The organism is Sulfitobacter sp. 1A15106, assembly GCF_043556995.1.
In the GTDB taxonomy this organism is placed as follows: domain Bacteria; phylum Pseudomonadota; class Alphaproteobacteria; order Rhodobacterales; family Rhodobacteraceae; genus Sulfitobacter; species Sulfitobacter faviae.
In genome coordinates this window covers 241,434-261,079 of sequence record NZ_JBIFFM010000002.1, presented here as the reverse complement: position 1 = coordinate 261,079, position 19,646 = coordinate 241,434, and the positions used below count along the sequence as shown (strand labels likewise).

The 19,646-nt window shown below is 61.3% G+C and carries 21 protein-coding genes and 2 tRNA genes; 10 read left to right on the top strand and 13 right to left on the bottom strand.

The genetic code is table 11. The features are described from left to right. Nucleotides 1–73 precede the first annotated feature (73 nt). The 4 genes from ACGYKA_RS03875 to ACGYKA_RS03860 form a co-directional block, all read right to left on the bottom strand. On the bottom strand, nt 74–304 hold the full coding sequence (locus ACGYKA_RS03875; RefSeq protein WP_394413299.1) for a hypothetical protein: 231 nt from the start codon (nt 302–304) through the stop codon (nt 74–76). An 82-nt stretch (nt 305–386) separates the two neighbouring features. Continuing rightward, nucleotides 387–977, bottom strand: coding sequence for an exopolysaccharide biosynthesis protein (locus tag ACGYKA_RS03870; protein WP_394413297.1), 591 nt, complete (start codon nt 975–977; stop codon nt 387–389). A 140-nt stretch (nt 978–1,117) separates the two neighbouring features. Continuing rightward, on the bottom strand, nt 1,118–2,524 hold the full coding sequence (glnA, locus tag ACGYKA_RS03865; RefSeq protein WP_168613076.1) for a type I glutamate--ammonia ligase: 1,407 nt from the start codon (nt 2,522–2,524) through the stop codon (nt 1,118–1,120). Between the two features lie 49 nt (nt 2,525–2,573). Continuing rightward, nucleotides 2,574–2,912: a P-II family nitrogen regulator gene (locus tag ACGYKA_RS03860; protein ID WP_067266338.1), complete on the bottom strand. Its 339-nt coding sequence runs from the start codon at nt 2,910–2,912 to the stop codon at nt 2,574–2,576. A 211-nt stretch (nt 2,913–3,123) separates the two neighbouring features. Between ACGYKA_RS03860 and ACGYKA_RS03855 the strand changes: the two genes are divergently transcribed. After that, nucleotides 3,124–3,978: an NAD(P)H-hydrate dehydratase gene (locus ACGYKA_RS03855; protein WP_394413294.1), complete on the top strand. Its 855-nt coding sequence runs from the start codon at nt 3,124–3,126 to the stop codon at nt 3,976–3,978. Here ACGYKA_RS03855 and ACGYKA_RS03850 read toward each other — a convergent pair. Further along, nucleotides 3,975–4,496: a Hint domain-containing protein gene (locus ACGYKA_RS03850; RefSeq protein ID WP_067266333.1), complete on the bottom strand. Its 522-nt coding sequence runs from the start codon at nt 4,494–4,496 to the stop codon at nt 3,975–3,977. The two genes, ACGYKA_RS03855 and ACGYKA_RS03850, sit on opposite strands and share 4 nt — an antisense overlap. Before the next feature lie 134 nt (nt 4,497–4,630). Between ACGYKA_RS03850 and ACGYKA_RS03845 the strand changes: the two genes are divergently transcribed. Next, nucleotides 4,631–4,714, top strand: a tRNA-Leu gene (locus tag ACGYKA_RS03845). Between the two features lie 50 nt (nt 4,715–4,764). Here the strand turns inward: ACGYKA_RS03845 and ACGYKA_RS03840 are convergent. The 7 genes from ACGYKA_RS03840 to ACGYKA_RS03810 all read right to left on the bottom strand — a co-directional run bounded on the left by ACGYKA_RS03840 (nt 4,765) and on the right by ACGYKA_RS03810 (nt 11,299). Continuing rightward, entirely contained in the window at nt 4,765–5,694 is a 930-nt protein-coding gene (locus ACGYKA_RS03840) for an AEC family transporter (RefSeq protein ID WP_067266328.1), read from the bottom strand. Between the two features lie 63 nt (nt 5,695–5,757). Further along, the gene (locus ACGYKA_RS03835; RefSeq protein WP_394413291.1) at nt 5,758–6,567 is read right to left on the bottom strand and encodes an MBL fold metallo-hydrolase; all 810 of its coding nucleotides are present in this window, start codon (nt 6,565–6,567) and stop codon (nt 5,758–5,760) included. After that, a complete protein-coding gene (locus tag ACGYKA_RS03830; RefSeq protein ID WP_322329503.1) occupies nt 6,567–7,373 on the bottom strand; it encodes a TatD family hydrolase in 807 nt (268 codons plus the stop codon). The genes ACGYKA_RS03835 and ACGYKA_RS03830 overlap by 1 nt, the downstream gene beginning before the upstream one ends. Nucleotides 7,374–7,386: 13 nt before the next feature. After that, on the bottom strand, nt 7,387–8,499 hold the full coding sequence (locus ACGYKA_RS03825) for a DNA polymerase III subunit delta' (RefSeq protein ID WP_394413288.1): 1,113 nt from the start codon (nt 8,497–8,499) through the stop codon (nt 7,387–7,389). Nucleotides 8,500–8,551: 52 nt separating this feature from the next. Then, on the bottom strand, nt 8,552–9,196 hold the full coding sequence (tmk, locus tag ACGYKA_RS03820; RefSeq protein ID WP_394413285.1) for a dTMP kinase: 645 nt from the start codon (nt 9,194–9,196) through the stop codon (nt 8,552–8,554). Next, entirely contained in the window at nt 9,193–10,383 is a 1,191-nt protein-coding gene (locus ACGYKA_RS03815; protein ID WP_394413283.1) for a D-alanyl-D-alanine carboxypeptidase family protein, read from the bottom strand. The genes tmk and ACGYKA_RS03815 overlap by 4 nt, the downstream gene beginning before the upstream one ends. 22 nt (nt 10,384–10,405) lie before the next feature. Next, nucleotides 10,406–11,299, bottom strand: coding sequence for an SPOR domain-containing protein (locus tag ACGYKA_RS03810; protein WP_394413280.1), 894 nt, complete (start codon nt 11,297–11,299; stop codon nt 10,406–10,408). A gap of 247 nt (nt 11,300–11,546) precedes the next feature. Here ACGYKA_RS03810 and ACGYKA_RS03805 point away from each other — a divergent pair. Further along, a tRNA-Ser gene (locus ACGYKA_RS03805) sits at nt 11,547–11,636 on the top strand. Nucleotides 11,637–11,858: 222 nt separating this feature from the next. Here the strand turns inward: ACGYKA_RS03805 and ACGYKA_RS03800 are convergent. Next, nucleotides 11,859–12,773, bottom strand: coding sequence for a LysR family transcriptional regulator (locus ACGYKA_RS03800; RefSeq protein WP_394413238.1), 915 nt, complete (start codon nt 12,771–12,773; stop codon nt 11,859–11,861). Between the two features lie 147 nt (nt 12,774–12,920). On the opposite strand from ACGYKA_RS03800, the gene ACGYKA_RS03795 reads away from it, so the two are divergent. From ACGYKA_RS03795 to ACGYKA_RS03765, 7 genes are all read left to right on the top strand, one after another. Further along, nucleotides 12,921–13,688: an ABC transporter ATP-binding protein gene (locus ACGYKA_RS03795; RefSeq protein WP_271689779.1), complete on the top strand. Its 768-nt coding sequence runs from the start codon at nt 12,921–12,923 to the stop codon at nt 13,686–13,688. A 1-nt stretch (nt 13,689) separates the two neighbouring features. Continuing rightward, nucleotides 13,690–14,391, top strand: a complete 702-nt coding sequence (locus tag ACGYKA_RS03790; RefSeq protein ID WP_271689780.1) for an ABC transporter ATP-binding protein — start codon at nt 13,690–13,692, stop codon at nt 14,389–14,391. A 28-nt stretch (nt 14,392–14,419) separates the two neighbouring features. Next, complete coding sequence (locus ACGYKA_RS03785) at nt 14,420–15,622, top strand: ABC transporter substrate-binding protein (RefSeq protein WP_271689781.1); 1,203 nt, start codon at nt 14,420–14,422, stop codon at nt 15,620–15,622. Between the two features lie 74 nt (nt 15,623–15,696). Continuing rightward, a complete protein-coding gene (locus ACGYKA_RS03780; protein ID WP_271689782.1) occupies nt 15,697–16,554 on the top strand; it encodes a branched-chain amino acid ABC transporter permease in 858 nt (285 codons plus the stop codon). After that, on the top strand, nt 16,554–17,507 hold the full coding sequence (locus ACGYKA_RS03775) for a branched-chain amino acid ABC transporter permease (protein ID WP_394413236.1): 954 nt from the start codon (nt 16,554–16,556) through the stop codon (nt 17,505–17,507). Before ACGYKA_RS03780 ends, ACGYKA_RS03775 begins: the two co-directional genes overlap by 1 nt. Next, nucleotides 17,504–18,625 carry an acyl-CoA dehydrogenase family protein gene (locus ACGYKA_RS03770; protein ID WP_394413234.1) on the top strand — a complete coding sequence of 374 codons (1,122 nt, stop codon included), beginning with the start codon at nt 17,504–17,506 and terminating at the stop codon, nt 18,623–18,625. Before ACGYKA_RS03775 ends, ACGYKA_RS03770 begins: the two co-directional genes overlap by 4 nt. A gap of 3 nt (nt 18,626–18,628) precedes the next feature. Beyond that, on the top strand, nt 18,629–19,645 hold the full coding sequence (locus ACGYKA_RS03765) for an NAD(P)-dependent alcohol dehydrogenase (RefSeq protein WP_394413232.1): 1,017 nt from the start codon (nt 18,629–18,631) through the stop codon (nt 19,643–19,645). Nucleotide 19,646: the final 1 nt, after the last annotated feature.

Sequence of the window (19,646 nt, the reverse complement as noted above, 5' to 3'; positions counted from 1 at the left end):
TGCCGAGCAGAGGTTAGCCCATATGGGAAACGGTTCAACTCACTTGGCGACCGAAAGGGAAAATCTTTGGCCCTCAGCGGAGCAGTAGCGCGCGGATATATTCAAAGGCGGTGCCAGCCCAGAGATTGACCTGCGGCGCGCTGTCTTGGGCGAAGCTTGCCCCGCCAAAGAGCAGGCCGATGGTTACCAGAAAGACCAGCCCTTTGCGGCTGCGCTTGGCGCGGCGCTGCTTGCCGCGCGCCTGTTTCGCGCGCTGTTCAATGCGGTGCAGCCGCTCGTTAAAGGTCGTCGTGGAAATCGCCATCTATCCGCTTCCTTAGCCGGGTCTTGGTAAAGAGTGCTTAAGCGCTGTGGCTCTTTTATGGCGATGGTGGGGCGCAGGGCGGTCAGCCGCCCAGAAAATAGGATGCGCCTGCAAAAGCCGCGATCCCGGCGCCGATAAAGCCCAGCAGCATCAGCAGCCCGTCGCGATAAAGCAGCGCGAGCCCGAAGATGGAAATCACGATCATCGGCGCGGAGGTGGCGAAGGGAACCACCTCAAGCGGGGGAACGGCAAAGCACAGGCAAAGGATGACGACACAGGCAACCTTTTGACCGGTGGGGCCTGCGATGCGCGACAGCCGGGCCTGTAGCTTGTCGTCGATCCATTGCGAAACAGGCCGCAGCCATTCGACGGATTTCAGCACCTTGTCGGTATCCAATGTGCGCTTGCGCAGCCAGTTGGGGGCCCAGAAATGCTCATACCCCAGCAGCATCCGCAGGGCGAGAATGCCAACCAAAAGCGCCAGAGCGGTGGGAAAACCGGGAATGCCGCCCAAGGGAGTCAACTCCATCAGCGGCAGCACGGCGAGGGCGGGGCCATAGCCGCGCTGGTCGAGCGCGTCGATCAATTGGCCAACTTCAACGGTCTCTTTCCCCTCGGAGGCGTCTTTCAACTCATCGACAACATCCGTCAGCGCCGTTGAATCCTCGGCCATGATGCGCACCCCTTTTCTTGCTGCTCTGCCAAGCCAACGCGGCAAGGCAGGCTCTGTTCCGGGGGGTGCCAAGCAAAAGGGCGCGGAATGACCGCGCCCTTTCGAATTTCTCCAGCCGTCCCGTGGGGACGAACGTCGCATCAGCAGCTGTAGTACATGCCGAATTCAACGGGGTGCGGGGTCTGTTCGAATTTCAGAACTTCTTCCATCTTCAACCCGATATAGCCTTCGATCTGGTCGCGGGTGAACACGTCACCGGCCAGCAGATAGTCCATGTCGTTGGACAGCTCGTCCAGCGCCTCGCGCAGCGAACCGGCCACTGTCGGGATGTCCGCCAGCTCTTCCGCGGGCAGGTCATAGAGGTTCTTGTCCATCGCCTCGCCCGGGTCGATCTTGTTCTTAATGCCGTCAAGGCCAGCCATCAAGAGCGCCGAGAACGCCAGATAGGGGTTCGCCGCCGGATCGGGGAAACGGGCCTCAACGCGCTTGGCTTTGGGGCTTTCGGTCCACGGGATACGCACGCAGCCCGAACGGTTACGCGCGGAGTAGGCACGCAGAACCGGCGCTTCGAAACCCGGGATCAGACGCTTGTAGCTGTTGGTCGTCGGGTTGGTGAAGGCGTTGAGCGATTTGGCGTGGGCCAGAATGCCGCCGATGAACCACAGCGCCTCTTGGCTAAGGTCGGCGTATTTGTCGCCCGCAAACAGCGGCTTGCCGTCTTTCCAGATCGACATGTTCACGTGCATGCCCGAGCCGTTGTCGCCAAAGACCGGCTTCGGCATGAAGGTCGCCGATTTGCCATAGGCGTGGGCCACGTTGTGGATCACGTATTTGTACTTCTGGATTTCATCCGCCTGTTTGGTCAGCTCACCAAAGATCAGACCCAGCTCGTGCTGGCAGGAGGCAACCTCGTGGTGGTGCTTGTCGACCTTCATGCCAAGGCGCTTCATGGTCGAGAGCATCTCGGCGCGCAGGTCTTGCGCTTCGTCCACCGGGTTCACCGGGAAGTAGCCGCCTTTGAGGCCCGGGCGGTGGCCCATGTTGCCCATCTCATAGTCGGTGTCGGTGTTCCACGAGCCGTCGGATGCGTCAACTTCGTAGGATACCTTGTTGACTTCGTTCGAGAATTTCACGTTGTCAAAGAGGAAGAACTCGGCCTCGGGGCCAAAGTAGGCGTTGTCGCCAATGCCCGAAGAACGCAGATAGGCTTCGGCCTTTTCAGCGGTGCCACGGGGGTCACGCTCATAGCTTTCGCCGGTGTCGGGCTCAACGATGGAGCAGTGCAGGCAGATCGTGGTTTCGGCATAGAAGGGGTCGACATAGGCGGTGCTGACGTCGGGCATCAGCTTCATGTCGGAGGCTTCGATGCTTTTCCAACCTGCGATGGAGGAACCGTCGAACATGAAGCCTTCTTCGAGGAAGTCTTCGTCGACCAGATCGCTCACGATGGTAACGTGCTGCAAGGCGCCGCGGGTGTCGGTAAAGCGGATGTCGACATATTCGATGCCTTCATCTTTGATTTTGCTCAGGAATTCCTGGGTATCCATCGTGTAGGTCCTTTATGGTCTATTCGTAGTCTGGGCCCGAGGGCCGTTGTCAAAGCGCGTCTGAACCGGATTCACCGGTACGGATGCGAATTGTTTGTTCAACAGGGGAAACGAAGATTTTGCCGTCACCGATTTTCTCCGTCTTGGCGGCGTCGACGATGGCCTCGATCGCGGCATCGACCTGATCGTCATCCAATACCACTTCGACCTTCACTTTGGGAAGGAAATCTACAACATACTCCGCACCGCGATAGAGCTCGGTGTGGCCTTTCTGGCGGCCGAAGCCTTTCACTTCAATCACACTCAGACCTTGAACGCCCACGTCTTGAAGGGCTTCTTTGACTTCGTCGAGTTTGAACGGCTTGATGATGGCTTCGATCTTTTTCATGGTAATCCCCTGACAATTCCCGCGCATATATGCTCTGGTTTCGACAGAGCATCCCGCCCGCGTAACGTCCAGCGCCGGGCAGGGGGTAACATGGCGCGGCGGATGCATTTGCCAAGGGTCGCTGAGAATTTGCGCAACGTGCCTAAAAAATGAGCATTGGTGAATCGGCTCCGGACTGTACCTTTGGGCGCCAGTTGCTAGATCCCTTTGCATGCGTATTTCCGAGATCACCCGAGAGAGCCTGAACGTCGATTTGCTGCGCAAAGAGCCGGGGCATAAGTATGACCACGGCCATGCGCTCGTCCTATCCGGCGGGCCGGGCCAGACCGGGGCCGCGCGTATGGCGGCGCGCGGCGCGCTGCGGATCGGGGCAGGGGCCTTGACCTTGGGCGTGCCGCCCGCCGCGCAGCTTGAAGCGGCGATGCAGCTCACGGCGGTCATGCTGCAACGGATACCAGATGGCGCGGCCTTGTCCGAAACGCTCGAAGACAGCCGGATCAACGCGCTCTGCCTCGGGCCAGCCTTGGGGTTGGGCGCGCGCGCGGCGGAGCTTGTCAAAGCAGCCCTCGCCGCGCCGCATGTCGTGTTGGACGCCGATGCGATCACCCTGCTGTCGCAAGATGCGGATCTGCGCGACGTTCTGCATGAAGGCTGCGTTTTGACCCCGCATATGGGGGAGTTCGCCCGGCTCGCCCCAGATCTGGCCGAGGCAGCGAAGGCTGAGGGTGAGGGGGCCAAGGCGCAGGCCACCCGCGAGGCTGCCGCGCGGTTCGGTTGCGTGATCCTGTTGAAAGGCCCGGAGACGATCATCGCGACGCCCGAGGGGAAGGTGCGGCGCCACAGCGCGACCCAAGACCGGGCAACCCCTTGGCTGGCCACCGCTGGGGCGGGCGATGTCTTGGCGGGGCTTATCACCGGGCTGCTCGCGCGGGGGATCGCCCCGGTCGAGGCAGCCTCCACCGCGGCATGGATACATGCTGAGGCAGCGTTGCTGCATGGGCCGGGGCTGATCGCCGAGGACCTGCCCGATCTGATGCCGCAGGTGCTGCGGGACTTGGGGGTTTAGGCCGCGTGCAGCACCGCGCCGCGGGCGCGGGCGGCATCGGCTGTGCCAAGCTCCAGCCCATCGGCGTAGATCACATGCGGGCCGTCGCAGAATATCTGGATCAGGGTCGTCTCTTCCTCCCCCAAATCGGTGATGAATTCATCGTCGACCAAAGCCCGCGCCGCGACCAAGGCGCGTTCGGAATTGAAAAGCGCCCGCGCGCGCCAATCGCGTACCAGCACCATCTGATCCCCGGCGAGGGCCACGTCGCGCTCGGGCCGCGTATGGCCCAGCGATCCCGCCGCCAGCGCGATGCGCCGCACACTGCGGGTCGTGCGTTGAATATGAAGGATTTTTGCAAAGCCACTGTCGCGCGTAATGACACGATCCCCGACCGAGAGATACTCAACCGGGATTTCACCATCCAGCGTCAAAATAAGGGCGCCCTGCACAAGACCGGTGTCCAGCGCAGCGAATGGGGAAAACTGCCCCCCATGGCGATCTTTGCCGCCTACGCACCCGACCGTATTCGGTTTCATGGGCGTCTCTTTCTATTGTACCTGCCTCAGGTATCACCAACCATATGCAAACATCCGGTTAATGTCTTGTGCTTTTTTGCTCTCGCATCTGCCGCGCGGGTTTGCTAATCAGCGCGGGCACCGGTTGGTGCAGTGCGGGTGTGGCGGAATTGGTAGACGCACCAGATTTAGGTTCTGGCGCCTTTGGCGTGGGGGTTCGAGTCCCTTCACCCGCACCACTTTACCCCGGTAAATCAAGGATATCGCAGGCTTTTCGCGCGTGACTCGCTTAGCCCAGCACCGTGAGCCAAAGCCATACCGTCAGGATCGAACTGCCCGTCGCGATCAGCACGGAGCTGGCCGCCACACGGCGTGCGCGGCCGTACATATTGGCGAAAATATAGGCGTTGAACCCCGGTGCCATGGCCGCCGTCAGCACGCCGGACCGGAAACCGGCCTGCGGCAGCGACAGCATGGTGCCAAAGCTCCAGACCAGCGCGGGATGCACCAAAAGGGCGATGGCGCAGACCATGAGGATCGCTTTCATGTCGCCTTCGGGCTTGTATTGCAGTAGCACGCCGCCAAGCGCGAAGAGCGCGGCGGGCAGGGCGGCGCGGACAATGAGCGACAGCGCGTCATCCACCACACCGGGGATCGGCAGACCGCTGAGGTTAACGGCAAAGCCGCCGAGGATCGCCAGCACCAGCGCGTTGCGAAACATCGCCCGGCTGACATTGCGCAGCAGCGACAGGCCCGATTGCCCGCGGTTGCGCACGAATTCCATTACCGTGATGCCCAAACCGTAGCAAAAGGGCGCGTGGAACGACAGGATCGCATAGTTCCCGGCCAGCGCCTCAGGCCCATAAGCGCGTTCGGTGATCGGCAGGCCCAGCAGGATCGAATTCGAGAACAGGCAGCAAAATCCGATCGCCACGCTGTCTTCCCAATCGCGGCGGAACAAGAGCCGCGCGCCAAGGATGCCAAGCGCAAAACACAGCGCCGCGCCGCCGTAGAAACTGCCCAGAAGGCGCGGGTCATAGCTGCTTGATAGGTCAATGCGGGCGATGGCTTGGAACAGCAGGCAGGGGATGGCGAAGTTCTGGGTAAATTTCATCACCCCGTCGATGCCAGAGACGGGGAAGAGCCCGCGCCAGACCGCAACATAACCAAAGCCGATGACCAGAAAGACCGGCAGAATGACGTCTAAAAGAGTTTGCACTTGAAAGGGGCCTTATGGGGTGCGGCGGGGGGCGCCGACCCTCAGGCCCGCGCCCGGCGCTGCCTAGTCTGAATGGGGAAGGGGGAAATGAAGGGTCAGCCCGTCATAGGCCGGCTGAATGTGATCCGGCGTCTCTGCGGCGACGGTGTGGTAATCAAGGTCGTTGTGCATATTGGTCAGGACCGCCGTCTGCGGCGCCACCCGGTCGATCCAGCCAAGGGTCTGCGCCAGATGGCTATGGGTCGGATGCGGCTCCCGCCGCAGGGCGTCGATGATCCAGCAGCGCAGGTTGTCCATCATCGGCCAGCAGTCCTCAGGGATGGCCGAGACATCGGGCAGATAGACGATATCGTCAAAGCGAAAACCGAGCGCGTCGATATTGCCATGGGTGACAGTGAAGGGCGCGAATTTCAGGGTGCCACCCGGGCCGTCGATGCTGACCTCGCCGGTGATCTCATGCATATCGAGGATGGGCGGGTAGCTGGACCATTCGGGCTGCACGAAGGCATAGCCAAAGCGCTCAATCAGCGCGTCCCGCGTGGGCGCATCGGCCCAGACCGGCAGCCGCGCGCGCATGTTCATCACCACCATGCGCAAATCGTCCAGCCCGTGAACGTGATCCGCGTGGGAATGGGTGTAGATCACCGCATCGAGCCGCCCGATGCCTGCGTCCAAGAGTTGGCTGCGCATGTCGGGGGAGGTGTCGATCAAGACGGCGGTGCTGCCTGCCTCCGTCACCCGCTCCACAAGGATCGAGCAGCGGCGGCGGGCGTTCTTGGGCTCATTCGGGTCGCAAGCCCCCCAGTGGCCGCCGATCCGCGGGACCCCGCCGGAAGAGCCGCAGCCCAATATGGTCACCCGCAGGTCGGCCATCAGCGCGCAGGCTCCCAAGCGGCGGCTTTCGCGAAGAGGCGTTCAAAATTCTCCTGCGTGCGGGCCGCAAAGTCGGCGTAGTCGAGGCCAAAGGTCTCTGCCGCGCGGCGGGCGGTATGGGCGGTGAAGGCAGGCTCATTCGGTTTGCCGCGATGCGGCGGCGGGGCGAGATAGGGCGCGTCGGTTTCCACCAGAATTCGGTCGAGCGGGGCGGCCGCGAAAATGTCGCGCAGGTCCTGCGATTTGGGGAAGGCGGTGATGCCGGACATCGACAGGTAGAACCCCAAATCGAGCGCGGCACGGGCCAGCTCAGCGGAGGAGGAGAAGCAATGCATGACGCAGCTATAAGCGCCATTCGCATGTTCCTCGCGCAGGATGCGGGCCATGTCGTCATCCGCGTCGCGGGCATGGATGATCAGCGGCAAGCCACTTTCCCGCGCCGCCGCAATATGGATGCGCAGGGAGGTCTTTTGCACCTCGGCGCTCTCGGCGGTGTAGTGGTAGTCGAGGCCTGTCTCACCGATGCCGACCATCTTGGGGTGCTGGGTCAGGGCGAGAAGTTCGTCGACCGAAGCCATCGGCTCTTCCGCGGCGGACATCGGGTGAGTGCCTGCGGCGTAGAACACCGGTTCATGCGCCTCGGCAATGGCCCGCACGCTCGGCTCGTTCTTTAGCCGGGTGCAGATGGTGACCATCCGCGTGACGCCGGCCTCCGCTGCGCGGGCGATGACGCCGGGCAGGTCTTCTTGCAGGCTCTCGAAATCGAGGTGGCAGTGGCTGTCGGTGATCTGGGGCGTGTCGGTCATGCTGTCCTTTCGGCTATCTTGGCGCCGTCTGGCCTATCTGCCGCAGGGTATCTAGGACCAGCGCGGCAGGGTCAAGGTTCACCGCCAGCCCGTGACGGGCGCGGTCGGATATCTGCTGCGCCGCATCGGCCCATGCGCGCCCCTGTGCGGGGCTGGGCGAAAGGCGTTGCAGCACGGCAATCTCATCGGCGCAGGCGGGCTGCGCGGGCGGCGCACCGGTGGCCCCGGTGCGGGCCAGACGCACCAGCAGCAGGTCCAAGAGGGTAAAGAGCAGGTCGAGTTTCGCCTCCCCCCCGCGCTGTGCTGCGGCTTCGGCCAGTTTGATGGCGCGGCCCCGGTCGAGTTGCGGCAGCGAAGAGATCAGGCCGACGAGATCGGCATAGGTTTTCACCCCGCCCATCAGCGACAGGCGCAGCGCCCCGCCGACCGACCCGCCGGAAAGCTCGGCCAGTGCGGCGGGATCGTCTTCGACCTCCACGCCTGAGCCGTCCAGCGCCTCGGCCATCTGGCCCGCGTCAAGCGTGCCGAGCCGCAGGGTGCGGCAGCGTGAGCGGATCGTGGGCAAAAGGCTGGAGGGTTGGTGGCTGAGCAGCAGCAGAACGGCCCGTTCCGGCGGCTCCTCCAGCATCTTCAGCAGCGCGTTGGCGGCGTTGGGGTTCATCTCATCCGCGTCGTCGATGATGACCACGCGGCGGCCCCCATCGGCGGCGGACATCTGGAAAAAGCCGTTCAGCGCGCGGATGTCATCGACGACGATCTGCTTGCGCATCTTCTTGGTGTCGGGGTTCAGCGTGCGGGTGACGGACTTCAGCCCCGCCTCGGCCCCGGCGGCGACGCGGCGGGCGACAGGGTGGTCGGGGTCGATCTCAAGCGTTTCAGCCGGGGGCAGGTCGAACATCCCGCCATCGGGGTCGGGGGTCGCCAAAAGGAACCGCGCGATGCGCCATGCCAGCGTCGCCTTGCCCACACCGCGCGGGCCGGTCAGCATCCATGCGTGATGCAATTTGCCGCTATTGAAAGCGTCGAGAAAGGCAGCCTCGGCGGCGCTTTGGCCGATCAGTTTCGGCGTGTCGCGCGGGTGGCGGGCACCTTCCACACGGTTTGGCTGGGGGGCGTCGTCTGTCATGGCCTCGGTCTAGCATGTTTCGCCGCAGAGGGAAGCGGGCAGGGCGCGTGGATCAGACCAATCGCGCGGTCACGCAGGCGGTCACGTCTTGGGCCACGCTGTCGATGTCGCGGCCCCCGTCGATCACATGGAAGCGGTCGCTGAACTCCTTGGCAAGGCTCAGAAAGCCCCCGCGCATCTTGGCTTGAAGTTCCACGCCGAAATCCTCGAACCGTTCTTCGGCTGTCTGGCGCGAGAGGGCACGCTCCAGCCCATGGGCAGGGTCCATGTCGATCAAGAGGGTCAGGTCAGGCTCCACCCCGATCATCAGCGCGTGCAGGTCATCGACCATCTGCCGCAGATCGCCGCGCGAAAGGCCCTGATACATCCGCGTGCTATCGGCGAAACGGTCGCAGATCACGACCTTTCCGGCGTCGAGCGCGGGGCGAATGGTGCGTTCAAGATGATCGCGGCGGGCGGCGGTGAAGAGCAGGATTTCCGTCTGCGCCGACCAGCGGTCGGGGGCACCCTGCAAGACAAGCGCACGAATTTCCTCGGCCCCCGGGCTGCCGCCCGGTTCGCGGGTCAGTACCACGTCATGGCCCTGTGCCGTCAGATGATCCGCCAAAAGCCGCGCTTGGGTGGATTTGCCAGAGCCATCAATGCCTTCGAAAGTGACGAAGAGTCCCGGAGCGCGGGCCTTCTCTGCGCTGGTCACGAAGCTTCCGCTTCCACGGTGGGGGCCGCCTGCGGGCCTGCGTTGAGGCGGTTCATCAGATGCAGCGCGGCGGCGGTCATCTTGACCATGAACCCCCCCGGCGCGATGGAGGCCGAGGCCACCAGCGGCACGCGCATGGCAGGCAATTCGCCCCGGTCGACCACCAGTTCGCCCAATTCGTCCCCCTTGCTGATCGGCGCTTGGAACGGGCCAGTGTAAATCACCTCGGCCTCGATCTCATCCCCGCCGGTGACAGGCACCAGCATCGACAGATCGTCTTTCAGCTCAAGCCCGACCGATTGGGTCGTGCCAAGGGCCACGGGGGCTTCGGCAATGCGGGTGCCCGCTTCGCCCAGATCGCGCTGCGTGAACTGGCGGAAGGCCCAGTTGACCACCGATTCAGCCTCCTGCGCGCGGGCGGCGGCGCTGTCGAGACCCGAAAGGACAAAGATCACCCGGCGGTCGCCCTGTTTGGCCGAACCGACCAACCCATAGCCCGCCTCATTGGTATGGCCGGTTTTCAAGCCATCCGCGCCGATGCCCAGACCCAATAGCGGGTTGCGGTTGGTCTTGTTCTGCGGCGCGCGGCCATCAAAGGCGAACTCACGTTCGGCGAAAAGCGGGTAGAACTGCGGGAAATCGGTGATGATCCGGTTGGCCAGCAGCCCCAGATCGCGGACCGACATCAGATGCCCCGCCTGCGGCCAGCCGTTGGAATTGGCGAAGGTGGAATTGGTCATCCCCATCTGCTGCGCGCGCTGTGTCATCAGCCGGGCAAAGCCGTATTCCGTACCATCGGGGCTCAGCGCTTCGGCAATCACGGCGCTGGCGTCATTGCCCGACAGCACGATGATCCCGCGGATCAGGTCCTCGACCGAGACACGGTCGGTGGTGTCGAGGAACATGGTCGAGCCGCCATAGGACATCGCGTGTTCAGACACGGGCAGTTTCTCGACCAAATCGAGCCCGCCGTTCTGCTTGCCACGCTCCACGGCTTCGAAGGCCATGTAAAGTGTCATCAGCTTGGACATGGAGGCGGGCGGCAGCGGCTCATCCGCGTTCTTGGCCAGCAGCACGGTGCCGGTGGTCTGGTCCAACACATAGGCGGCGGTGGCTCGGGTATCGAAAGCGGCGGCGGGCTGGAGCGTCAGCACCAGCGCCACGGCGGCGGCAAAAAGGCGGATCATAGGAAGCATTTCCTCCGGTTTGTCAGTTCGACACGGCGTAGGCGTCGGTAAAGCCCTCGGCCTTGACCTTCTTGAGAAGGGTATCGAGTTCGGATTTGCTGGTGGCGGGGCCGATCACCACGCGCCAGAAGGGTTTGTTATTGATCGCGCTTTGCTTGACGGTGGGCACCATGCCCGCGCCGCGCATCTGTTTGGCGGTGCGAGTGGCATTGGCCTCCACGCTGAAAATGCCCAGTTGCACGTAGGGTTTGGACAGTTTCGCACCAGCCGCAGGGCGCGCCGGTTTCGGGGCCGCGGGGGCGGGCGGTTTGGCCGCCGGTTTGGCGGTGGCAGGGGCAGCGGTGCTGGCCGTCGGCGCAGGGGCCAGCGCCGTGGCGGTGATAGGGGCAGGGCTGGCAAGAGTGGCTGCAGCGTCGCCGCTATTCTCGGTCTCAAAGCTCTCTTCCGGGGCGGCGCTTTCCTCGCGGCGCAGGGCGGTCACGTTCAGCGGCGTCGGAGCGCCCGCCAGAATGCCAAGCGCAGCGGCGGCATCCGAAGAGATTTGCAGTTTGGGTCCGGGCAATTCGCGCTCACGCCGGAACAGGGCACCGATGACGAATTTCCCGTTCGCCTCATTGCGCACGATCACGCGCTCGGGCTCGGTCACATCCGGATGCGCCACCCAGACCCCGCCGAGCGAGGGGCGCCCGTCCCAAAGACCCTCATCCGTGGCTGAGAAGACCTCAGGCGCTTCGACATCACGTTCCACCAATTTGGTCGAGGTGCTGCGCGGCGCGCTGGCGCCTTCGTTTGCACCGAAGGGGAGTTTGAAATCACCGCCCTCGCAACCGGCCAGCAAACCAACTGTCAGAATGCCCACGCCCAAGCCCGCCGCGCGGCTTTTCTTGATGCGCAACGGTTGATTATCCCTGCTCATGCCTTTGATGTCCTTGCCTGCTGTCGTCGCGCGCCGCGACCCATGTCCCGCGAGAATGTCGCGCCGTTGGATCGGCACGCCCTGCGCCCCTCTGAAAGGGGCTTTGGCGCAGAGTAACCCGACGGGGCGGCGCTTGAAAAGACCGCGCAGGGCAGATCGGCGAATTTCCCCAAAGGGGTGCGGGGGGCTGGCCGCGAAAATGTGCGTTTGCCGAATCAATCCCGGCGCTCTAGGAGGAGCGTGCTGCGGAGGAGTGGCAGAGTGGTCGAATGCACCGGTCTTGAAAACCGGCGTGCGTGAGAGCGTACCGTGGGTTCGAATCCCACCTCCTCCGCCACCATGCATTCCTATTTGATTTGAATGGGCCGCGTTCGGCGACCTGTTGCCGTGGTTGCAGAGAAATATAGCTGCCTATCGTTTCTCTTGTGTTTCTTTCGGACGCGTCTGAATCCTTCCATTGACCGGTACGGAATGTGGTATTTTGGGAATGGCCCTGCCTGTCTCTCAGACAAAGCTGTATTTGAGCGGCAAGCCGATGCGGCTTTTCTCTATCACTGAGTTACGCTTCTGAAGGTGACGACGGTAATCGATCTGCCTTGGAACGGTTTTCAAGAAGCCAATCACGGAACCGCAGCGCTGCAGGGGATGAAGTTTTCAAGCGCGGCAGGATAAGATGATAAGCATATGATGTTTTGAAATCTCGGCAGAAAGGACTAACCAACGCGCCACTTTCCAATTCCTCCTGCACTAGCCACGAGGCAAAAAGAGATACCCCCAAACCATTGATGGTCGAGCTGAGCTGAAAATGACGATCTTCAAGCATCATTTGCGGCTGGCTATGGACCATCTTCATTCCGTTCAAGTCGAACCATTCTTCCCACATTCCAGTATCGTCTACATGCAATAAGGTGCAGCCTGTCACATCTTTTGGTTCGGTGATCGGATGTTTTGCAAGATACTCGGGGCTGCAGACCAATGCCATCCTTTCGGGCCAAAGAGGGTGGACTTCAAAGCCATTCCAGTCGCCCTTTCCCCATTGAATGCCGATGTCCGCAAAGCTCCCGGGCTCGGGCATATAGGCATAGTTATTGTTGTGGTTGTGCATGGATAGGCGCACGTCAGGATATTGTTCGATCAAGTCACCCAACTCTGACGACAACCAGCGGCTAGAGAACATCGGCAAGAGCGCGATACGGATCGCGCCCGCTCGTATCGATAACTGATCGAGCCCAGTTTGGATCATCTCAAGCCCCCGCCCAACATGCTGCGCAAGCTCGACGCCCTCGTCCGTGAGGGTCAGCCCTTGGCCGGTGCGGTGGAAGAGCTGGTAGCCAAGATCCGATTCCAATTTTTTAATGTGATAGCTCACTGAGCTTTGGCTGATGTTCAAGAGTTGCGCGGCGCGGGTGACATTCCGAGTCTCGGCGGTGAGGCTAAACACCTGTACAGAATTGATATTCCTGATCGGTTTCACGGTGCCAAACTCCTCCGAAGTCTTCGCCCTCTCGAAATCTAACCATCTAAAAATTAGATATCCAAGCGGAATCTTTGAATTTGATTTGCGCCATGGGCCGTCGCTACGCTTCTCGAACCGCAGGAGGAGCGGGGAGGGGAATATATTATGGCGACACCTGTTTTGAGGGTCGAATCTCTGTGCAAGTCGTTTGGCGGCGTGCATGCGATCCGAGACCTGTCCTTTGATGTGAACGAGGCGCAGATCCTCGGTTTGATTGGACCGAACGGTTCCGGAAAATCGACCACTGTGAATAGTCTGGCGGGGTTGTTCCCAATCACATCCGGCGCAATTAGCTTGGCCGGCGCCAAGATCGATAATCTGCCTGAATATGATCGTGTGGCGAAAGGCCTGTCGCGGACCTTTCAGACAGCCAGTACATTCACGGAATTCACGGTACGTGACCATGTCGTGCTGGGCTGCAACGTTACGCGCACCTCGCATCCGCTGGCGTCTGTATTCGGCATGGGCCGGAAATCCAGCGAGGAAGAGGAACTGGCCGCGCGTGTCGACCGGATCCTCGAGATCACCGACCTCGCGCCGGTACAGGATCACCGCGTGGGCACCATTAGTTCGGCCCAACAACGCTTCCTGATGATCGCAACGGCACTGGCTTCAAATCCGAAAGTGATTTTGCTGGATGAACCCGCCGCCGGGCTGGTCTCGCATGAGCGCAAGACCTTAAGCGACCTGATCAAGAAGATCCGCGATCTGGGGACCTCTGTCCTGGTGATTGAACACCACATGGCGCTGATCATGGAGGTCTGCGATCGGATCGTTGTGCTCAACTTTGGCCAAAAGGTCGCCGAAGGCACGCCTGAGGAAATCCGCAACAATCCAGTCGTCATTGACGCATATCTCGGCGAGGCGGCCTGACATGTTGAACGTATCCAACCTGCGCGTCAGCTATGGCGCGATCGAAGTCATCCACGGCATCGACTTGCAGGTCAATCAGGGCGAATGCGTCGCGCTGATTGGCGCGAATGGCGCGGGCAAGTCTTCTACGCTCAAGGCGATCTGCGGGCTGGTTCCGGCTACTGCAGGAACCATTGAGTTCGAGGGCCAAGATATCACCAACCAAAGCGGCCACTCCATCGTCAAAGCGGGGATCACCATGTGCCCCGAAGGGCGTCAGATCTTTCCGCAAATGACAACGCTGCAGAACCTCAGGATGGGAGCCTATCCGCGTAAGGATGCAGAGCAGGCATCCGATGTTGAAGAGATGATGGACATGTTTCCTATCCTGCGCGACCGCGCCAGCCAGGCGGCGGGCACGTTGTCGGGGGGTGAGCAGGAGATGTTGGCCATTGGCCGGGCGCTTATGGCGCGGCCCAAGCTCTGCATCTTTGATGAGCCATCGTTAGGGCTCGCCCCGAAAATCGTCGCGGAGGTGGGGGAGACCATCGCGAGAGTCAAAGAGATGGGGAAAACCATCCTACTGGTCGAGCAGAACTCGGCCATGGCGCTGCGGCTTGCCGACCGGGCCTATCTTTTCGAAGCCGGAGAGATCGTGCTGAGCGGTACGGGCGCGGAGCTGCAATCACATCCGGATGTCGCAAAGGCGTATCTGGGCCACTGATACCAACGTTTCTGGGAGGAGACAGAACATGAGACTGACAGCAATAACAGCTGCAATGGTCATGACGGCGGGTGCCGCATGGCCCGAGGAAAAGACGCTCGACATCGGGGTTAGCGATGCGCTGACCGGGGGCGGGGCCGTTTACGGACTGCCGCAGACCAATGCGGTGAAACTTGCCGCGAAAGAGATTAACGCCAGTGGCGGGATCAAGGTGGGCGAAGACACCTACATGCTCAACGTCATCGCCTATGACGATAAGGCCAACCCGACCGAGGCCTCCAACGCCGTACGCAAACTGATCGACCGAGATGGCGTTAAGTATATTCTTGGTTTCTGCTGCTCGGGCGCGACCGGGGCTGTGGCATCTTTCATCGAATATGAAGATGCGGTGATGCTCGTGGGCAATGCGGCTGAGCGGTCGATCACGACCCGCGAAATCCCGAACCTCACACGCACGCGTCCACCAGCAGATTATACTGGTGCGGCGGCTGGTACCTTCGTCGCCGAAAAGGGCCACAAGCGGGTTGCCGTCTTGGGCGCGCTGGATGTGGGGTTCTACGCCAGCTACGTCGACGCCTTTGAAAAGGAGTTGGAAAAAGCGGGCGGAGAGATCGTGAGCCGGGAGGCATTTGGTCTGAAAGACCGCGACATGTCTCCGCAGTTGACCAAAATCCGCGGCCAAGAGCCTGACGCGATCCTTGTCGTCGGCTATGTGGAGCCAGCAGCCTTTATCTACCGTCAGGCAGTCGAGCTTGGCATCGACGTGCCGCGCTATGGTTTCACCTCCGGTAGCGAAGAGCAGTTTACCCGTGTGGCCACTTCGGAGCAGATGGAAGGCGTTTGGGACCTGCGCCCGACAGAGTTGACGCTGCTTTCGGCATCTGAAAACGGCAAGGCCTACCACGCCAACTATACCGAAGAGTACGGCATCGCGCCTTCACCAAGCTCACCTTATTCCTATGACCAAACCTATGCTTTGAAGGACGCCATCGAGGCGGCCGGGACCGTAGACGACACTGAGGCTGTGGCTGAGGCGCTGCGCGAGATTGCGGTGCCGGATGAGGTCGTCATGCAATACCTGCCTGTCGATGACAAAATGTTCGATGAAAACGGGCAGGCCTATACCTCCAATGGCGCTTTCCAGTGGCAGGGCGGCAATTGGGTCTTCGTACAAGACCTGCCGTCTGACGCCGCCGCGTATTCAGCATTCCTGAGCACGTTGGACGACTGATCCCTCCCCGGGCGGGGCGCGGGCAGGTTTCCTGCGCCCCATTCTTCTATCTTCTTTAATTCGCAGGGTGCGGCATGGTTGAGGTACTTCAACAGATTATTAACGGCATCGCCATCGGGGGTGTCTATGTGCTGATCGCACTGGGGCTGACCACGGTTTTCGGAATCCTCGGCATCGCGCATTTTGCCCATGGATCGGTCTCTATGTTCGGGGGCTATCTTACGTTCTTTTTCGTCACCAGTTGGGGCATACCCTTGCTACTGGCGATCCTGATTGCGCTTTTGGTCGGGCTTGCCCTTGGCGTATTGATCGAACTTCTGGCCTATCGCCCGGTACGAGATGCCAATCACATCAACGCCTTTATCGTGGCGCTTGGCCTGACCATGATGGTTGAGGGGATCAATCTCGAACTCTTTGGGCATGAGCAAGTCGTCCTCCCGACCGACTTCTCCCGCGTCTTCAACATCGGCGGTGTCACCATTCCTGAGCTGCGGCTTTACGTGATCCTTGCCGCCGCGCTTTTGATCGCCGCAATGACAGTGTTTGTCGAACGCACCAAAACGGGCCAAGCGATCCGCGCCGTGGCCGAGAACCGCGACGCCGCGATCCTTATGGGGGTCAACGTCAAGACGATCCCGCTGGTGGTCTTTGCGATCTCGACAGCGCTTGGTGTCTGCGCCGGGGTCATGGTCGGGTCGCTTTTTGCGATCGCGCCGGGCATTGGCGAGGGCTTGGTCGTCAAGGGGTTTGCCGTGCTCATCTTGGGCGGTCTGGGGTCGATCCCCGGCGCCGTGGTGGGAGGGCTCGTGCTTGGCATCACCGAAGCGCTCGCCGCCGGTTTCATTTCATCCGCTTATAAGGACGTGATCGCATTCGTGGTGATGATCGGCGTTCTGTTGTTCCGGCCTCAGGGCCTGATGGGGAAAGCATAATGGCTCGTAATCGTACCTTCATCCTTTATGGGCTAGCACTGGTTGGCTTTGTATTGTTGCCGCAGCTCATCTCTGTGAAATACTATATCCACCTGAGCGTGCTAGCCTTGATCTGGGTCATCGCAGCGCAAGGGCAGAACCTGATCCAAGGCTACACCGGCTATGTTTCCATCGTGCAGGCCGGCTTCATGGGGATTGGGGCTTATTCGACGGCGCTGATGGGCACGCACTTTGATCTGCCAGTCTGGCTGACGATCATCCTCGCGCCCTTCGTTACTGCCTTCTTCGCGCTGCTGACAGGCTACCCCAGCTTGCGGGTCAAAGGGCACTACTTCGCCATCGTCACATTAGCGTTCAACATGGTGATTTTCATCGTCCTGATGAACTTCCACGAGCTTACCCAAGGCGAGGCAGGCATCACCGGCATCCCGAAGCCGGGTGGCAAGGATGCACTGTTCAATTGGCGCGACCGGGAGACGTATTATTACTTTGTATTGATCATCGCGGCACTGATGACGGGGCTTGCGGCATTGATCGTGCGGTCGCGTATCGGGCAAATCCTCGTAGCGATCCGCCAGAACGAAGACCTCGTCGGCGCGGTTGGGATCGCGGCTTGGAAATACAAGCTCTTTGCCTTCGTGACCTCCGCGATGTTCGCGGGCCTCGCCGGTGCGATCTACGCCCACTACCAAAGCTTCATCAATCCTGAGATCTTCGGCATTGCGCAGTCGCTTGATGCGATCCTCGCGGTCATCATCGGCGGATCGGGCACCATTGCCGGGCCAATCATCGGCGCGTTCTTCGTGGTCTTCCTGCCCGAATACCTGCGCTTTGCCGATAGTTTCCGGCTGATCCTCTACGGGCTGGTGCTGGTACTGGCGACGATCTTCATGCCGCGCGGTATTGCCGGTATCGCCCGCGACCTGATGGAAAAACGTCGGGGCCGGACATGAGCCAAGCTTTTCTGGATCAGGTCACGCATTTCGCCAAGGGACGTGTTGCCGCGGAGGCGGCAGCATGGTCCATCGGCGCCGCGCCGGAGCCCGCGCTTTACCATGAGGCCGCCGCTTTGGGGCTTCTGGGTATTGAGGTGCCAGAGGAAATGGGAGGCAGGGGCTTCGGCTTTGCCACCCGCGCGGCAGCTTTGGAGGTGTTGGCCGGAGCAGATTTCGGTTTCGCGATGTCTCTGGTCAATACGCACAACATTGCCCTCAGGCTCTGCGAAGTAGGACAGGATGCCGCCGCACAATATCTGCCCGACCTGCTTTCTGGCCGGATGCACGCCTGCACCGCTTTGACCGAACCCGGCACCGGCAGCGATTTTGCTGCCATTCGCACCACCGCGCGGCAGGTTGCGGGCGGCTGGGAGCTCGATGGGGAAAAAGCATGGATTATCAACGGGCGGCAGGCAGGGCTTTCGATCGTTTATGCGCAATGCGCAGAGGTGGGCGACAGCGATGGCATCGCAGCCTTCCTCGTTGATCTGAATGCGCCGGGTGTCACCCGTTATGCCATCGACAGTGCCTTTTCGCAGACCAGTCTGGGCACCGGCGGGTTTTACCTTTCGGGGGTTAAACTGCCACATGAAGCCATGCTCGCTGCACCCGGCACAGCTTTCAAAGCGATCCTGAAAGAGATCAATGCCGCGCGGACCTATGTTGCCGCAATGTGCAACGGCATGGTGCAAGCAGCACTGGATAGTGCTGCGGCCTATGGCGCTAAACGTTGCAGCTTCGGTAAGCCGCTGAATGCCATTCCACGCTGGCAGGCAGAGTTCGAGGCCGCGCAAGCCGCCTTGATGCAGGCCCGACGCGCTACGGAGCAGGCCGTCGAAAAGGTGGCGCAAGGCGCGGATGCCCAACTTGCGGCTGCTGAGGCCAAGATCAACTCGGTCTCCTGTGCGCAGACTCAACTGCCAAGACTTTTGCAACTGATGGGGGCCGAAGGCTTGCGCCCGGAGCACCCCTTTACCCGCCACATCGCCGCCGCACAGATGGCGGGCTTCACCGATGGGGCGACAAATATCCTCAAAGATAGGGTGGCGCGTTTGACCGCCCGGAAGGAGAGCTGAACCATGCGTGTATTCCAGATTGAAGGCGACTGGGGATTCGACAATCTCACACTGACAGAGCGCGATGAGCCAAGCTGCGGACCTGGAAAGGTCATTGTCGAGATGCGAATGGCGTCGCTCAACTCTCGCGATCTGATCGTGCCCGAACGGGGCTATGGCCGAGCGACGGGTGAACTGCCCTTGATCCCTGTGTCTGACGGTGTGGGTGAAGTTGTCGAAGTAGGGCCGGGTGTGACCCGGGTTGCCGTGGGGGACCGTGTCTGCCCGACCTATTTCCAAAATTGGACCGCGGGCGCGCCAAGCCCTGAACGCTTCGCGTCAGCCTTGGGGGGGCCGCTGGACGGGGTTATGGCGGACCGCATCTGTCTATCTGCGGAAGGGGTGGTCAAGGTTCCTGACTACCTGACCGACGCAGAAGCGGCGACACTGCCCTGCGCCGCGCTCACGGCATGGAGCGCGGTCGTCACCCACGGCCAAACCCGCGCCGGGGACAAATTGCTGGTCCAAGGCACCGGCAGTGTCGCGCTCTTCGCCTTGGCCTTTGCCAAGATGCAGGGCGCGCATGTCACTGTAATTTCCTCCAGCGACGACAAACTCGCGAAAGTCACTGAAATGGGCGCAGACGCGACAATCAATTACCGCAGCGAAGAAGATTGGGCTCGTGCCAGCCGACCCATCACCGCCGACCGCGGCGGCTATGACAATATTATCGAGTTAGGCGGCGCGAAAACATTGCCTCTGTCTCTGAAGGCCGTGCGGCCGGGCGGGACGTTGTCCATGATTGGGGTGCTTTCGGGGCTTAACATCGACGCCTCGCTGGGTCCGATTGTCGCCCGGCAGGTCCGCCTCCAAGGCGTCACCGTGGGCCATCGAGACGGGTTTGAGGCGATGCTGCGTGCCATGGCTCAGCATGAGCTGCGGCCTGTTCTGGGAGAGACCTTCAAGTTCGATCAGCTGAAAGAGGCACTAACGCATCTACGCGCCGGCGGCCACTTTGGCAAAACCCTCATCGAGTTCTGAC

Excerpts from the sequence above, each read along its gene's own strand:
- ACGYKA_RS03830 (WP_322329503.1), bottom strand. The coding sequence starts at position 7,373 with ATGACCGACACGCCCCAGATCACCGACAGCCACTGCCACCTCGATTTC.
- ACGYKA_RS03775 (WP_394413236.1), top strand. The coding sequence starts at position 16,554 with ATGGCTCGTAATCGTACCTTCATCCTTTATGGGCTAGCACTGGTTGGC.
- ACGYKA_RS03810 (WP_394413280.1), bottom strand. The coding sequence starts at position 11,299 with ATGAGCAGGGATAATCAACCGTTGCGCATCAAGAAAAGCCGCGCGGCG.
- ACGYKA_RS03855 (WP_394413294.1), top strand. The coding sequence starts at position 3,124 with ATGCGTATTTCCGAGATCACCCGAGAGAGCCTGAACGTCGATTTGCTG.
- ACGYKA_RS03815 (WP_394413283.1), bottom strand. The coding sequence starts at position 10,383 with ATGATCCGCCTTTTTGCCGCCGCCGTGGCGCTGGTGCTGACGCTCCAG.
- glnA (WP_168613076.1), bottom strand. The coding sequence starts at position 2,524 with ATGGATACCCAGGAATTCCTGAGCAAAATCAAAGATGAAGGCATCGAA.
- ACGYKA_RS03770 (WP_394413234.1), top strand. The coding sequence starts at position 17,504 with ATGAGCCAAGCTTTTCTGGATCAGGTCACGCATTTCGCCAAGGGACGT.
- ACGYKA_RS03825 (WP_394413288.1), bottom strand. The coding sequence starts at position 8,499 with ATGACAGACGACGCCCCCCAGCCAAACCGTGTGGAAGGTGCCCGCCAC.
- ACGYKA_RS03780 (WP_271689782.1), top strand. The coding sequence starts at position 15,697 with ATGGTTGAGGTACTTCAACAGATTATTAACGGCATCGCCATCGGGGGT.
- ACGYKA_RS03765 (WP_394413232.1), top strand. The coding sequence starts at position 18,629 with ATGCGTGTATTCCAGATTGAAGGCGACTGGGGATTCGACAATCTCACA.
- ACGYKA_RS03875 (WP_394413299.1), bottom strand. The coding sequence starts at position 304 with ATGGCGATTTCCACGACGACCTTTAACGAGCGGCTGCACCGCATTGAA.
- ACGYKA_RS03790 (WP_271689780.1), top strand. The coding sequence starts at position 13,690 with ATGTTGAACGTATCCAACCTGCGCGTCAGCTATGGCGCGATCGAAGTC.
- ACGYKA_RS03795 (WP_271689779.1), top strand. The coding sequence starts at position 12,921 with ATGGCGACACCTGTTTTGAGGGTCGAATCTCTGTGCAAGTCGTTTGGC.
- ACGYKA_RS03870 (WP_394413297.1), bottom strand. The coding sequence starts at position 977 with ATGGCCGAGGATTCAACGGCGCTGACGGATGTTGTCGATGAGTTGAAA.
- ACGYKA_RS03835 (WP_394413291.1), bottom strand. The coding sequence starts at position 6,567 with ATGGCCGACCTGCGGGTGACCATATTGGGCTGCGGCTCTTCCGGCGGG.
- ACGYKA_RS03785 (WP_271689781.1), top strand. The coding sequence starts at position 14,420 with ATGAGACTGACAGCAATAACAGCTGCAATGGTCATGACGGCGGGTGCC.
- ACGYKA_RS03850 (WP_067266333.1), bottom strand. The coding sequence starts at position 4,496 with ATGAAACCGAATACGGTCGGGTGCGTAGGCGGCAAAGATCGCCATGGG.
- ACGYKA_RS03860 (WP_067266338.1), bottom strand. The coding sequence starts at position 2,912 with ATGAAAAAGATCGAAGCCATCATCAAGCCGTTCAAACTCGACGAAGTC.